The following is a 14,906-nucleotide window of genomic DNA, read 5'->3' as shown; positions in this document are numbered from 1 at the left end:
CGTGCTGGTGGTCGACAGCGACATCAACATGAGACAAACTCAATCTTTTCGATTTATCGACAAGTTTTCCTCATGGAGCCTACGGTGCTTGAAATCCGTCACCTCAAGACCCTGCACGCCCTGCGCGAAGCCGACAGCCTGGTGGATGCGGCTGATCGCCTGCACTTGACTCAATCAGCCCTGTCCCACCAGTTCAAGGAGCTGGAAGAGCGCATGGGCATGCCGCTGTTCGTGCGCAAGACCAAACCGGTGCGCTTCACCAGCGCCGGTTTGCGCCTGCTGCAACTGGCCGACGCCACCCTGCCGCTGCTGCGCGCCGCCGAGCGTGACATCAGCCGGTTGGCCGGTGGCACCGCCGGGCGCCTGCACATGGCCATCGAATGCCACAGCTGCTTCCAGTGGCTGATGCCGACCATCGACCAGTTCCGCGACGCCTGGCCGGAAGTCGAACTGGACCTGGCCTCGGGTTTCTCCTTCGCCCCACTGCCGGCCCTGGCCCGTGGCGACCTGGACCTGGTGGTCACCTCCGACCCTGTGGATCTGGTCGGGATCACCTATGTACCGCTGTTCACCTATGAAGCGATGCTGGCGGTGGCCAACCAGCACCGCCTGGCCGGCAAGGCGTATATCGTCCCCGAAGACCTGCTCCCGGAAACCCTGATCACCTACCCGGTGGAACGGGACCGGCTGGACATTTTCACCCGCTTCCTCGAACCCGCCGACATCGAGCCGGCCCAGGTGCGCACTTCGGAACTGACGGTGATGATGATGCAACTGGTGGCCAGCGGTCGCGGCGTGTGCGGCATGCCCCATTGGGCACTGCATGAATACAGTTCGCGGGGTTATGTGAAAGCCAAGCGGCTGGGTGAGAAAGGCCTGTTCGCCACGTTGTATGCGGCGGTTCGCGCCGACATGCTCGATGCGCCGTACATGCGCGACTTCCTGCTGACGGCCAAGGACACGTCGTTTTCGACATTGGACGGTGTTAGCGCAGTTCGATAGAGCAACAAAAGCCCCTGGTGATCCTTATATTTCGCGCCACATATGGAGTTTGTCGAAGTAATCCTCCCCCACCCGCACGGCCATCGGTTCCAGGCCGAACTGGACGAAACCGCAGCGCTGGTAGAGGTTGAACGCGGCATCGTTGCCAGCGGTGACGGTCAACTGGATCAGGCGCACGCCCGCGTGGTTCTGCGCCTCGGCCAATGCGGCCTGAACCAGTTTATAGCCGAGCCCGCGCTGGCGAACCCTGGCAGTCACGTACATGCCAAACAGCGTCACTTTGTGCCGGGCTTTTTCCCGAGACTCGAACGCGAGGCCGACAATGCCGGCCAACCGACCTTCATCGAACGCCCCGAGCACCAGGTCCAGCTTGCCGGTCAGGCGCGACTCCCACCAGCCCAGCGGCATCGCCGCCCGCTCGCGCACACTCGAGGTGAAGGCCTGTGGATGCAAGTCGTAGGCTTCGAGCATCAACGCCCGATAGTCCAGGGCATGGCTGGCATCCAGTCGTTCGATCCACATGCTCAAGCCATCCGTTTTTGCTCAAGCATCAGCCGCACCGCCAGCCCTGACAATACGAGGCCCATGAAATAGCGCTGCATCGCCAGCCAGGTCGGATTGTTGACGAACCACGAGGCGATGCCCGCGGCAAACATGGCGATCAGCAGATTGACAGAGAAGCTGACGCTGATCTGGGTCAGGCCGAGGATGATGCTCTGGCTGAACACCGAGCCGTGCTCCGGTGTGATGAACTGCGGGAACACCGACAGATAGAACACCGCGATTTTCGGGTTCAGGGCACTGGTCAGAAAACCCATGGTGATGAGCTTGCGCGACGAATCCGGGGGTAACTGCTGCGCTTCGAACGGCGAGCGCGCACCGGGCTTGACCGCCTGCCAGGCCAGCCACAGCAGATACAGCGCACCGGCCCACTTCAACACTTCATAGGCCATCGGCACCGCCAGGAACACCGCCGTCAAACCGGCAGCGGCTGCGAACAGGTGCACGAAGAATCCAGCGACCACCCCAAGCAGCGAGATCACCCCGGCCTTGCGCCCCTGGCAGATCGACCGGGAGATCAGGTAGATCATGTTCGGCCCCGGCGTCAGCACCATCAGCAACGCGGCAGCAGCAAAAATCAGCAAGTCTTGAAGCGGGATCATGGGCGAGGTCCTTTGCGTAATGATCAGGCGATCGCAGTCAGCGATGCTCGATAAAACGGCAGGATCAGGTCCCTTGTCAATGGCGCCAGGTTGACGCCGCCATCGGTGGACGGGTCGATCCAGATCACCTCTTCGATCTCCGCGGCAGGTGTCACGTCGACATCGATGTGCAACTGAAAAATCTCGGCGTAGACGACATGGCCCGGCTCGTTGGCGGCCGGCGCCGAGAAGTGACCGAGGTAAACGGCCTGCGCCGGGTCGATGTCCAGACCCAGTTCCTCTTCCAGCTCCCGGGCCAGGGCATGGACCGGCAGCTCATGGGGCTCGATCTTGCCACCCGGCTGCATGAACGCCGTGGTGCCGCGCTTGCGCACCAGCAATGTGCGGCCGTCAGGACCGATCAACAGGGCGGCGGCGATGCGGATGGTCCCGGTGGCTGGCATGGAAAACGTCGACATAAACAGAAGGCCTTTGACTCAAAAGTGGCAAGGATCACATGTCCGCCGCTCTCGATCAAAGACCAAAGCGAGTAACCCGATCCCCTGTGGTAGCGAGCCTGCTCGCGATGGACGTGAACGATAACGCGTCCTGTCTATGTCGGGCGCTTGATGCTCAGCGGTTGCTCCAGTAAAGAAATTGCCCGTAAGCTGGAAATCTCGGTCGAAACCGTGAAAGTCCACAGGAAACACATGTACAGCAAGCTGGGCATCAAGTCCCAGTCCGAGCTGTTTTCGATTTTTCTCCAGGCACAAAATGCCTGAAACAGCACTGACGTGCTTTTCTGTGGGAGCGAGCCTGCTCGCGAAGCGGTGTTCCAGTCGACACAAATGCTGAATGAAAGACTGTCTTCGCGAGCAGGCTCGCTCCCACAGTGTTTAGCCGAACTTACTGAATCCGAACCCAAGGAAACCGTATGAGCCTGTCACTCCTGAGCCGCTACGCCTTCTTTGCCGTCTGCGTGATCTTCACCCTCGCCAGCCTGCCCTTTCTCGAATACGACTGGCTCTGGCCGATTACCGCTGTCACTGCCGTCCTCAGCCTGATCGGCCTGTTCGACTTGCTGCAGAGTCCGCACGCAGTGCGGCGTAACTACCCGATCCTCGGCAATATCCGTTATCTGGTCGAAGGCATCCGCCCGGAAATCCGCCAGTACCTGCTCGAATCCGACAGCGATGCCCTGCCCTTTTCCCGGGCCCAGCGCTCGCTGGTCTATTCCCGGGCCAAGAACGAAACCGCCGACAAACCCTTCGGCACGCTGATCGACGTGTATCAATCGGGCTTCGAATTCATCGGCCACTCCATGCGCCCGGCGCCATTGAGCGACCCGAGCAGTTTCCGCGTCACGGTCGGCGGCCCGCAGTGCACCCAACCGTATTCGGCGTCGGTGTTCAACATTTCAGCCATGAGTTTCGGTTCCCTCAGTGCCAATGCCATCCGCGCATTGAATCAGGGTGCCAAGCTCGGCAACTTCGCCCATGACACCGGCGAAGGCAGCATCAGCCCCTATCATCGGGAAAACGGCGGCGACCTGACCTGGGAATTGGGCAGCGGTTATTTCGGCTGCCGCACCAGCGACGGCCGCTTCGACCCGGAGCGCTTCGCGGCACAAGCCCGGACGCCGCAGGTGCGGATGATCGAGATCAAGATGAGCCAGGGCGCCAAGCCCGGCCATGGTGGCATCCTGCCCAAGCATAAGGTCACCCGGGAAATCGCCGAAACCCGCGGTATCCAGATGGGCGAAGACTGCGTGTCACCGTCGCGCCATACCGCGTTTTCCACGCCCATCGAAATGATGCATTTCATCGCGCAACTGCGTGAGTTGTCCGGCGGCAAACCGGTGGGCTTCAAGTTCTGCCTCGGCCATCCGTGGGAGTTCATGGGCATCGCCAAGGCCATGCTGGAGACGGGCATCCTCCCGGACTTCATCGTGGTCGATGGCAAGGAAGGCGGCACTGGCGCCGCGCCGGTGGAGTTCACCGACCACATCGGCGTGCCGATGCGCGAAGGCTTGCTGTTCGTGCACAACACCCTGGTGGGCCTGAACCTGCGGGACAAGATCAAACTCGGCGCCAGCGGCAAGATCGTCAGCGCCTTCGACATCGCCAGCGTACTGGCCATCGGCGCAGACTGGGCCAACTCGGCACGCGGCTTCATGTTCGCCATTGGCTGTATCCAGTCGCAGAGCTGCCACACCAACAAATGCCCGACCGGCGTCGCCACCCAGGACACCCTGCGCCAGCGCGCGCTGGTGGTGCCGGACAAGGCCCAGCGCGTGTTCAACTTCCACCGCAACACCCTCAAGGCCCTGGCGGAAATGCTCGCCGCCGCCGGCCTCGAACACCCGTCGCAGTTATCGGCCAGGCATCTGGTGCGACGCATGTCGGCGACCGAAATCAAGCTGTTCTCGCAGTTGCATGTGTTCCTCAAACCGGGGGAATTGCTGACCGGTGAAGTGAACGGCGAGTTCTACTCGCGGATGTGGCAGATGGCCCGGGCCGACAGTTTCGAGCCCAGTGAAATAGAAGCGGCATGACCTCGTTGCCCCGATCGAAATCCCGCGTCACCAACGCAGCGATTTGGTCGGGGCCGGCTCTTTCATCACGATAAAACCGTAATCCCCGATCAGGTAAATCCGGTAGAACTGACTGTCCACGAGTGGCGGAAAGCCTTGATAGCCAACCCGCGTCGCGTTGCGCCGCTCCCGCTCCGCCACCACATTGACGATGCCCGCTTTCGGCAGATTCTCGGCCAGCATGTAAAAGTCGGTATTGAGCAGGTAGTGCAGCACCGGCAGTTGCTTGAATGAGCCTGCCGCCGCCACCAGCCAATAGTCGGAATAACTCACCGACATGTAGATCCGCCTGGCCTCGCGCAGCGATTGGTGGCTGGCGATGTCGTACGCAAGACCGGCCAGCGCCGTGGACGCAAAGGTTTTCTGCACCGTCAGCACCCGGCCGTAGGCGAACGACAGCGACAACATGGCCAGCAGAGGAATCATCAACAGCAGTGGCAGTCGCTCATGGATCGACGCCAGCGCCAGATGACTCAAATAGCACAGCAACACCAGCAGCACGGCGAAGCCCATCAAGGTGCGGGCGCCTTCGTTGAAGTCGCGGAAAAACAACGCGACACCGGACACCAGCAGCGTCACCAGCGGAACTGTCAGCACACACATCAGGCCGATCAGCAGCTTCTTCGATCCGTCGTCCCGACGCGCCGCTACGTTCAGCCCCAGCCGCACCGCCCCGGCTATCGCCAATACCAACAACCCGCCAAATACCCAGAGCCATCCGCCATTGAACAGCAGCACGACCTTTTCCAGGACCCGGGCAATGTTGATCTGGATCTGCAGTAACGGATGCCCCGTCCAGTCCAGCAGTAACGTGCGATTGGAGTCCATGAACGGATAAACGCTGACGCTGTAGATCATCCCGCCGAGGATGAGCTGGGCGGCTTTCCAGCCCAGCAGGTCGCGCCAGGGCACCGGGGCCGTTTTGTCGTTGGCGGCCCTGAGCAACTCCAGGCAACACAGCCCCAGGAACACATTCAGGCTGATCTGATACAGCCCCAGCGCCAGGGCAATCAGGAACGACGGCACCAACCACTGCACGCTGCGCCAAGGGTGACGAAAGGTGATCGCGTAGATCACCGCCACCAGGCTCAGGGCCGTGGCGGGACCGTCGTACTGATAAGACAGGTTCTGCAGAAAGAACGGGTTGTACCAGAGCGGCAACAGCACCAGGCAACACGCGATGCCTGGCTTGCGGAAGTAATGGAACGTCAGGCTGGTCAGCGCCGACGCCACCGCCAGTGTGGCGATCAACAACGGCAAGGGAAAGATGTTCGGCGCGGCATGGCTGAAGGTCAGCACGTTATAGAACAGTTGGGCGAACAGTCGCCCCTGTTCGGTCCAGGCCATGCCCGCCGCCAGCGAGCGCCAGTTGTCATCGATATAGGGAAAATCGGCGAGGATCAACGGCAGGACATACAAAAAGGTCGCGAACAGAAAAAACCGCCAGACCTGGTGCCGGCTGAACTCACGAACGAAGAAGTCGCCGAACCGACCCATGCTAGCGCCCGCCCCGGTCTTTACCGCCGACGATATCCTTGATCACATAACGCGGTCGGTGCTTGGCCTCGATGTAGATGCGACCGATGTACTCGCCGAGGATGCCGATGCCGATCAGTTGCACGCCGCCAAGGAACAGGATCGCGGTCATCAGCGACGGATAACCCGGGACGCTGTTGCCGAAGAAAATCTTGTCCAGCACCATGTACACCGCATAGAGCACCGCGAAAATCGAAATGCCGCCACCCACGTAAGTCCACAAGCGCAGCGGCACGGTACTGAACGAGGTCACGCCCTCCAGGGCCAGGTTCCACAGTTTCCAGCCATTGAACTTGCTGTTCCCCGCCACTCTTCCTGCCCGTTCGAACTCCACCACCACGGTGTTGAACCCGGCCCACGACAACACGCCTTTCATGAACAACTGGTGCTCGGGCAGGGAACGGATAACGTCGACCACCTTGCGATCCATCAGCCGGAAGTCGCCGACGTTTTCCTCGATGCGCGTGTAAGCGATGCGATTGAGCACATGGTAGAAAATCGAAGCGCTGTGACGCCTGAGGTAGCCGTCGACGTCCCGATTGCGGCGTTTGGCGAGCACCACGTCGGCGCCAATTCGCCATTGCTCGACCAATAACGGGATGACACTGATCGGGTCCTGCAAATCGACATCCATGGGAATCACGGCATCGCCGCTGGCGTGCTCCAGGCCGGCAAACAGTGCCGGCTCCTTGCCGAAGTTGCGCGAGAAATTGATCAGCATGACCTGATCATCCGCCTGGGCCAGTGCCGTAGCCTGTTCGGCCGTGCGATCGGAGCTGCCGTCGTTGATGAAGACGATTTCAACCTCGGCGTCGCGCAGCACCAGTTCACGGCGCACGGCCTGGTAAAACAGGTTGATTGACTGCTCTTCATTGAACACCGGGACAATGAGCGAGATTTTCATTGATCACGCTCGCGAAACACCACGTATTTGGAATACAGGAAACCGAACACCAGGCTCAACGCCGAAAACAGGGCCACGGTGAGCAAACCGTGCAATCGCCAGACGTCGCCCAGATGGCCAACCCCCAGGCTCAATGCCCCCATGCCCGAAATAAACAGCAGGTAACCAACGACCGAGGCACTGGCGGCGAAGGTGAATTGCGCATTCATGTAGAAGGAAAACGACGCCGCCACGCAGAAGGCGCTCAGGTTGCTGATCGCCTGGCTCAGGCCGACCGCCACGTTCAACAGGAAAAAGATCTGCCAGTGAATCAGGGTGTTGGCGACCCCGATCACCGTGTAACTGGACAGCCCCTTCCACAACAGTCTCATGCGAGGCTCCCGTTTCAAGAACGTTTCACTTACTAATATTTGAGCCTGTCTACTGTCAGGAATCGCAGGTTTTTGGACCTTTCAGACCAGCGGTTGAACCTTGGGGCAACGCCCGAGACATCCGGTAATATCCCGACTTTGCAATTGCTCGCGAATCAGTCCACCCTGCGCGCCGCCGCTTGGCCGCGCGGCCTTTTGCACCCGCGGCCAATCCTGTATTCACCCGCTGTAACGAGCCTGCTGCCATGACGTTAGCCCGCGATCACCGGATCGACTTTTTTCGTGGTCTGGCACTGATCTTCATCTTTTGGGATCACGTGCCCCACAACCCTTTGGGGCAAATCACCCTGCGTAACTTCGGTTTCAGCGATGCGGCCGAGGTTTTCGTGTTTCTGGCCGGTTACGCGGCCGTGCTGGCGTACGGCAAAGTCCTGGCGCGGGAAGGCTTTCTGATCGCCAGCGTGAAAATCCTGCGCCGGGCATGGGTGCTCTACGTGGTGCATATCTTCCTGCTGGCGATGCTGATGGGCATCGTGTTTTTCGCCAACAGCCACGTGGAAACACGGGATCTTGTAGAAGAAATGGGCATGCACCACTTCATCAGCGACCCTCAGCAGGCCCTGATCGATGAGCTGCTGTTGCGTTTCAAGCCAAACCTGATGGACCCGTTGCCGCTGTACATCGTGCTGTTGGCGGGCTTGCCCCTGGTGCTGCCGATACTGCTGCGCAAGGCCTGGGTCGTGGTTGCGATGTCAGTGGCGCTGTATCTGATGGTGCCGCTGGCTGGCTGGAACCTGGCGGCCATCAAGGACGGCGTGTGGTATTTCAACCCGGTTGCCTGGCAGTTGCTGTTCGTACTCGGCGCCGCCGCTGCGATTCACAGCCAGCGCCCGCGTGTGCCCGAAACTCGCCCGCTGCTGCGCCAGCCGTTGTTTGTCGGTGCGGCGCTGTATGTCGTGGTCGCGGGTGTGTTGACCGTCCTGTGGCGCTGGCCGGATCTACACGATGCCGTGGTACCGGCGAGCCTGCAGAACGTCCTGTACCCCATCAGCAAGACCAACCTGTCCCCCGTGCGCCTGCTGCATTTCCTCGCACTGGCCTACGTCACGGCGAAACTGATTCCCGACAGCGGATGGACGCAAAACTGGCTGGCGCAGCAAAGTTGCCGCATGGGTCGTTTCTCGCTGGAGATTTTCTGTCTGGGTGTGTTGCTGGCACCCCTGGCGGACATGGTCAATGCGCTGACCGACGATGCTTTTGCCATGCAGATCTTCACGGCGCTGGTGGGGGCCGGATTGATGGCGTTGCTGGGGGCGTGGCTGGAGTTCAACAAGCGCTTGAATCGATCACTGCAAACGGCGCCCGCCTGACCTGTGTAGGAGCGGGTGCCCGCTTGCGGCACGCTCGCGATGGACGTTAACGATAACGCGTATTTCCTGGTTAAACGCGGTGTTCTCGGGTCCATCGCGAGCATGCTCGCTCCTACAGGTCAGCGTTAGAACTTACGAAACGGTAGGTGCCGCACCTTGCGCAACATTCGTCGGTTGCAGCTTGAACATGTAGAACAGCACCGTCAGCAGCGCCAGGAACGCAGGCCCCACATACAGCGCCACCCGAGTGTCCGGGAAGTACGCCATCAGGCCGACCACCAGCACCAGGAATGCCAGCGCCAGGTACGAACTGACCGGGTACAGCCACATGCGGTATTTCAGGCCGGCCGCTTCGCTGGCGCTCAGGCCTTTGCGGAATTTGAGCTGTGCCAACAGGATCATCACCCAGGTCCAGATCGCACCGAAGGTGGCGATGGAGGTCACCCAGACAAAGACCTTCTCCGGCACCAGGTAGTTCAGCAGCACGCCCAGCAGCAAGGCGAAGATCGACAGCAACAGCGCGCGACGCGGTACGCCGTTGTTCGAGGTCTTGGCGAAACCGGCCGGAGCCTGGCCGTTCTGCGCCAGGCTGTAGAGCATGCGCCCGGTGCTGAAGATGCCGCCGTTGCAGGAGGACAGCGCCGCGGTGATCACCACGAAGTTGATGATGCCGGCAGCGGTCTTGATGCCCAAGCGCTCGAAAGTCATCACGAACGGACTGCCCTGGGTGCCGATTTCGTTCCACGGGTAGATCGACAGGATCACGAACAACGCACCGACATAGAACAGCAGAATCCGCCAGAACACCGAGCCGATGGCGTCGGGAATGGTTTTTTGCGGGTTCTTCGCCTCACCGGCGGTCAGGCCGATCATTTCTACACCCAGGTAGGCGAACATCACCATCTGCAGCGACATCAGCACGCCGGTTACGCCGTTAGGCATAAAGCCACCATGGGTCCACAGGTTGGAAATGCCCAGGGCCACGCCGTCGTTGCCGAAACCGAAGGCGATGATGCCGATGCCACCGAACACCATCGCAACGATGGTGACGATCTTGATCAGGGCGAACCAGAACTCGAACTCACCGAAGGCCTTGACCGCAATCAGGTTGATCGAGCCCATGCTGATCAACGCAGCGAGCGCCCAGATCCAGCGTGGAACATCAGGGAACCAGATGCCCATGTACACCGCCACGGCGGTGATTTCCGCGACGCAGGTCACCAGCCACAGGAACCAGTAGTTCCAGCCGGTCAGGAAGCCCGCCAACGGGCCGAGGTAGTCTTGGGCGTAACGACTGAACGAGCCGGCGACCGGGTTATGCACGGCCATCTCACCAAGGGCGCGCATGATCACCAGGATCGCCAGACCGCCAATGATGTAAGACAGCATGATGGCCGGACCGGCCATCTGGATGGCCTTGGCTGAACCCAGAAACAGGCCGACACCGATACAGGCACCGAGTGCCATCAGGCGAATATGCCGTTCGCCAAGTTCACGTTTCAGCGGACCGCCCTGAGTGGTCTCGCCCTGGGGCAGGTGATTGCCTACAGGCATAAGGGGCACCTCATCTTGTTGTTGGATATGACCACCGAGCGTTGAAGCCCCCGACCGATAAGCCAGTTGCTTCGCGTAACCGGACCTGCCTTGTAAGCAGAACCGTCCTGCAGGACAAAACCTGCAGGATCAGCGGGTCGTGCAGTATAAAAAGCTGAAGACAGAGATATTCACTGTATAACCAACTAAATTCAGCCATAAAAGCCGGTAATAGCGGGTTTTCAGGAGTGACATCACCTGGACTTTGTAGGAATCTTCGCCATTTAAACGGCGCGGAGTATTGCACAACAATGGTGCACCGTCATGCCCCTACCAAAGCCTGAAGGGCTCTAGTTCAAGCGTTTCAGCCAGATGCTACTCTCCCACCACAACAACCCTCTTATGCCCTCATTCCTTCACAGGTATCAGTATTTTCACTCAACACAAGCAGAGCAGCCCTGGACAACCGGGTACTAGCCTTGAATGCGATATTGATAACCTCAAGGGAAGCAACGGAATGTCCACTCAACCCAACTCCCACCGCTTGCGTCTAGGCCGATATTCCGAGAGCGGTCGGGCATATCTCATCACCGCCGTTGTTCATGATCGTCAGCCAGTCTTTTCGGATTGGCACTTGGGACGCCTACTTGTTGCAGAATTGCGCCAAGCTCATGAAACCAACGCAGTGAACTCCATCGCATGGGTGGTCATGCCCGATCATTTTCATTGGTTGATGCAGCTGGAAGCAGACAATCTGGGGCGCGTCATCGGAGCCATCAAGTCCCGTTGCACCCGCAAAGTGAATGAATTCACCAACCGAAATGGCCCACTTTGGCAAACCGGCTACCACGACCGGGCCATCCGCGACGGAGAAGATCTCCTGCCGTTCGCTCGCTACATAGTTGCCAATCCACTCAGGGCCGGACTTGTGGATAAAATTGGCGACTACCCGCTCTGGGATGCGTGCTGGCTTTAAACGGCGGCCCGTATACCAAGCACTTTGTGGCGAGGGGGCTTGCCCCCGTTGCGCTGCGAAGCGGCGCTAAAACCTGCGGCCGGTGATTGTCTGACGCACCGTGCTCTGCTGTTTTTCGACTGCTTCGCAGCCGAACGGGGGCAAGCCCCCTCGCCACAAGTGCTTCAATTGGCCTGATTATCGACTCGTCCGTGCATCATGTTGCCCTGCACATTTTTTTCACCCTCGCCCACCACCGTCTAAGCTTCAGTCAAGTCCGATCAATCTGCGTGAATGGATCAGTCGACTATGGGCGCTTTGTGGCAAACCGATTCGAGTAAAACCGTGGTCCCGACTGAAGGTGTGGATGAAGCGCCGCTACCTGAAAAACCCCGTCGTTCCAGGCACGGATGGGGAGCGTTCTGGCTCTTGCTGTTGATTATTGCGATTGTCGTGACGCTGGCCGCCATGAGGGAGATGCGCACCTCGAAGTTTCAGGCCCGGGAAGTCAGCAAATACGCCGCGTCACTGAACTATGAACTCAAACCAGGCCCCAGCGATGCGATTCGCTATCCGGGCGACGGCCCGTTCGATCGGCGCCTGGGCTACAGCTCGCTGGATGAATTCCTGCCGCGCCTGATCAAGCGCGATTTCGTCGTTGAGGCGCAAACCCGCTTTTCCCCGGCGCTGTTGAAGTACAGCGACAAGGGCCTGTTCGTGCCCTATGCCGAGAAAATCCAGGCTGGGCTGTCCATTACCGATTGCCGCGCAGCACCGCTGTACCAGTACAACTACCCGCAACAGCTTTATTCGACCTTTGCCTCGATCCCGCCGGTGGTGGTCAACAGCCTGCTGTTCATCGAAAACCGCTTCCTGCTCGACCCCAAACAACCGCTGGCCAACCCGGCGGTGGACTGGCCGCGGTTCGGCATGGCGGCGTGGTCCCAGGTGGCCAAGATGTTGCACGTGCCCGGCCAATCCGCCGGTGGCAGCACCCTGGCCACGCAACTGGAGAAGTACCGGCATTCCCCCGATGGCTTGACGGTCAACGGTGCGGAAAAAATTCGCCAGATGATTTCCGCCACCGTACGCGCCTATCAGGCCGGGCCACAAACCCTCGAAGCCCGGCAGAACGTGGTTCGCGACTACCTCAACAGCGTGCCGCTGTCAGCCGTACCGGGCCATGGTGAAGTGCATGGCATGGCTGAGGGCCTGCGCGTGTGGTATGGATCCGACTTCAACCAGGCCAACGCAGTCCTGGCCAGCACAGCGACGGATCCAAAGACCATGGCGGAAAAAGGCCTGGCCCTACGAGAAGTGCTGTCGCTGATGATCGCCCAGCGCCGCCCTTCCCATTACCTGACCAAGGGTCACGATGAACTGGCCGATCTTACCGACAGCCATATTCGCCTGCTGGCGCAAAACAATGTGATCGACGCACAGTTCGCCGCCGCCGCCCTGGCCAGCAAAGTGACCTACCGTGACTGGGCCACCCAGCCGACCATTCAACCGATCGAAACCAACAAAGGCATCAGCGTCGCGCGCAGCCGTCTGGCCGGCATGCTCAATCGCCCGCTGTACGACCTCGACCGCCTCGACCTGTCCGCCACCAGCACCCTGCAAGGCGAGCTGCAAACCGAGGCCACCGAGTACCTGAAAAAACTGGCCGACCCGGCTTTTGCCACGCAGATCGGTCTGATCGGCGAACGACTTCTGACCACCACCAGCACCACCCAGGTACGCTACAGCTTCACCTTGTTCGAATTGACCCCGGACGGCTCGCGGGTGCGGGTACAGACCGACAGCACCGACCAGCCGTTCGACATCAACGAAGGCAGCAAACTGGAACTGGGCTCCACCGCGAAAATGCGCGTGCTGACCACCTACCTGCAAATCATTGCCGAACTGCACGACAAATACGCCGGCATGACGATTGCGGAACTGAAGAAAGTCGACGTGCCGGATCAGGATCGCCTTAGCCGCTGGGCGGTCGACTACCTGATCGAGAACAAGGACCGCGACCTGCAAAAAATGCTCGGCGCCGCCCTGGACCGCAAATACTCGGCCAGCCCCGGCGAGGCGTTTTTCACCGGTGGCGGCCTGCATGTGTTCCACAACTTCCGCAAGGAAGACAACGGCCGGCTACCGACCCTGCGCGACGCCCTGCGCGAGTCGATCAACCTGCCGTTCATCCGCCTGATGCGCGACCTGGTGCGCTACACCACCTACTCCGGCCCGAACAGCAGTGCCGAACTGCTCAAGGACGACCGCGACCCTCGGCGTCAGGAGTACCTGGCCTCGTTCGCCGACCGCGAGGGTACGTCGTTCCTGCTCAAGTTCTGGAAGAGGTACAGGAACAAGGACACCCAGGAGCGGCTCGACACCTTTCTGGACAGCATGCGCCCGACGCCGATCCGCATGGCCGCCGTACATCGCTACCTGCTGCCACAGGCCAGCCAGGAAAGCTTCAACACCTTCGTGCGCTCGCACCTCACGGGCGCCACGCTCACGGAAAAGCTCACTGACGAGCGCCTTGCAAGGCTCTACGAGGCCTACAGCCCCGGCGCCTACGATTTGCCAGACCAGGGCTTCATCGCCAAGGTTCACCCGCTGGACCTGTGGCTGATGGGCTACCTGCTCAACCACCCCGACGCCGACTGGAGCGACATCGTCAAAGCCAGCCAGTTCGAGCGTCAGGAGGTCTACAGCTGGTTGTTCAAAAGCCGGCACAAGGGTGCCCGTGACAGTCGCATCCGCACCATGCTGGAGATCGAGGCATTCCTCGACATCCACCAGCGCTGGCAGAAAGTCGGCTATCCGTTCGACCACCTGGTGCCATCACTGGCCACCGCCATCGGCAGCTCTGGCGACCGCCCGGCAGCCCTGGCGGAACTGATCGGCACCATCCTCAACGATGGCGTGCGCATGCCCACCCTGCGCATCGACAGCCTGCATTTCGCCGCGAACACCCCGTATGAAACCCAACTGATCAACGACCCGGACGTCGGCAAACGGGTGATGCCGTCCGAGGTAGCGACGGCCATGCGCGAAGCCCTTTCGCAAGTGGTGGATGCCGGTACGGCCAAACGCGTGGCCGGCAGTTTCAAACTGCCGGATGGCAGCCCGCTGGCCATGGGCGGCAAGACCGGCACCGGTGACAACCGCATCGAGGCCGTCGGTTCCGGCGGGCAGATTCTCAGTTCAAAATCGCTCAACCGCACAGCCACCTTTGTGTTCTACATCGGCGATCACCACTTCGGTACCCTGACGGCATTCGTGCCGGGTCGCTCGGCAGAGAACTTCACGTTCACCTCGGCATTGCCCGTTCAGGTGCTCAAGGGCATGGCACCGATCCTGACGCCGTACCTGCAACCGGGCACCCACACGATGTGCCATCCAAGCCAAGTGACCGCAGGCCGTTGAGCGATGGCCAACGGCCGAACCAGGGTGGCGGTAGATATGTATTTTTCACTCTTTGATTTTTGGAGAATCGAGTCGTA

At 60.3% G+C, this 14,906-nt stretch carries 12 protein-coding genes and 1 pseudogene; 6 read left to right on the top strand and 7 right to left on the bottom strand.

What is annotated here, in order from left to right; translation table 11 throughout:
- Positions 1–84 precede the first annotated feature (84 nt).
- Positions 85–1,002 carry a transcriptional regulator MetR gene (gene metR, locus CAG47_RS08445; RefSeq protein WP_085724434.1) on the top strand — a complete coding sequence of 306 codons (918 nt, stop codon included), beginning with the start codon at positions 85–87 and terminating at the stop codon, positions 1,000–1,002.
- A 24-nt stretch (positions 1,003–1,026) separates the two neighbouring features.
- Here metR and CAG47_RS08440 read toward each other — a convergent pair whose 3' ends face one another.
- Genes CAG47_RS08440 through CAG47_RS08430 form a run of 3 tightly spaced genes read right to left on the bottom strand, consistent with a single transcriptional unit; the run spans position 1,027 to position 2,623 of the window.
- A complete protein-coding gene (locus CAG47_RS08440) occupies positions 1,027–1,524 on the bottom strand; it encodes a GNAT family N-acetyltransferase (protein ID WP_085724433.1) in 498 nt (165 codons plus the stop codon).
- A 2-nt stretch (positions 1,525–1,526) separates the two neighbouring features.
- Positions 1,527–2,165: a LysE family translocator gene (locus tag CAG47_RS08435; protein ID WP_085724432.1), complete on the bottom strand. Its 639-nt coding sequence runs from the start codon at positions 2,163–2,165 to the stop codon at positions 1,527–1,529.
- Between the two features lie 23 nt (positions 2,166–2,188).
- Entirely contained in the window at positions 2,189–2,623 is a 435-nt protein-coding gene (locus tag CAG47_RS08430) for an NUDIX domain-containing protein (protein WP_085724431.1), read from the bottom strand.
- 126 nt (positions 2,624–2,749) lie between these two features.
- Here CAG47_RS08430 and CAG47_RS08425 point away from each other — a divergent pair.
- Positions 2,750–2,926 (top strand): annotated as a pseudogene (locus CAG47_RS08425) (response regulator transcription factor); the annotation flags it as partial.
- A gap of 152 nt (positions 2,927–3,078) precedes the next feature.
- Positions 3,079–4,698: an FMN-binding glutamate synthase family protein gene (locus CAG47_RS08420; protein WP_085724430.1), complete on the top strand. Its 1,620-nt coding sequence runs from the start codon at positions 3,079–3,081 to the stop codon at positions 4,696–4,698.
- A 27-nt stretch (positions 4,699–4,725) separates the two neighbouring features.
- Here CAG47_RS08420 and CAG47_RS08415 read toward each other — a convergent pair whose 3' ends face one another.
- The 3 genes from CAG47_RS08415 to CAG47_RS08405 are packed head-to-tail and all read right to left on the bottom strand — an operon-like array spanning position 4,726 to position 7,548.
- On the bottom strand, positions 4,726–6,234 hold the full coding sequence (locus tag CAG47_RS08415; protein ID WP_085724429.1) for a glucosyltransferase domain-containing protein: 1,509 nt from the start codon (positions 6,232–6,234) through the stop codon (positions 4,726–4,728).
- Between the two features lies 1 nt (position 6,235).
- Entirely contained in the window at positions 6,236–7,177 is a 942-nt protein-coding gene (locus tag CAG47_RS08410; RefSeq protein ID WP_085724428.1) for a glycosyltransferase family 2 protein, read from the bottom strand.
- Entirely contained in the window at positions 7,174–7,548 is a 375-nt protein-coding gene (locus CAG47_RS08405) for a GtrA family protein (protein ID WP_085724427.1), read from the bottom strand. The genes CAG47_RS08410 and CAG47_RS08405 overlap by 4 nt, the downstream gene beginning before the upstream one ends.
- A gap of 245 nt (positions 7,549–7,793) precedes the next feature.
- On the opposite strand from CAG47_RS08405, the gene CAG47_RS08400 reads away from it, so the two are divergent.
- Positions 7,794–8,918 carry an OpgC family protein gene (locus CAG47_RS08400; RefSeq protein WP_085724426.1) on the top strand — a complete coding sequence of 375 codons (1,125 nt, stop codon included), beginning with the start codon at positions 7,794–7,796 and terminating at the stop codon, positions 8,916–8,918.
- 132 nt (positions 8,919–9,050) lie between these two features.
- Here CAG47_RS08400 and CAG47_RS08395 read toward each other — a convergent pair whose 3' ends face one another.
- Positions 9,051–10,472 carry an amino acid permease gene (locus CAG47_RS08395; protein ID WP_085724425.1) on the bottom strand — a complete coding sequence of 474 codons (1,422 nt, stop codon included), beginning with the start codon at positions 10,470–10,472 and terminating at the stop codon, positions 9,051–9,053.
- Positions 10,473–10,968: 496 nt separating this feature from the next.
- Between CAG47_RS08395 and CAG47_RS08390 the strand changes: the two genes are divergently transcribed.
- Positions 10,969–11,427: a transposase gene (locus CAG47_RS08390; RefSeq protein WP_085724424.1), complete on the top strand. Its 459-nt coding sequence runs from the start codon at positions 10,969–10,971 to the stop codon at positions 11,425–11,427.
- A 288-nt stretch (positions 11,428–11,715) separates the two neighbouring features.
- Positions 11,716–14,829 (top strand): transglycosylase domain-containing protein, encoded by a 3,114-nt coding sequence (locus CAG47_RS08385; RefSeq protein WP_085724423.1) that lies wholly within the window; start codon positions 11,716–11,718, stop codon positions 14,827–14,829.
- The last annotated feature ends 77 nt before the right edge of the window (positions 14,830–14,906 follow it).

It is taken from the genome of Pseudomonas sp. R37(2017) (genome assembly GCF_002113375.1).
Lineage (GTDB): Bacteria > Pseudomonadota > Gammaproteobacteria > Pseudomonadales > Pseudomonadaceae > Aquipseudomonas.
Note: the sequence above shows the minus strand (reverse complement) of the source record. Positions and strands in the feature narration are given on the sequence as shown.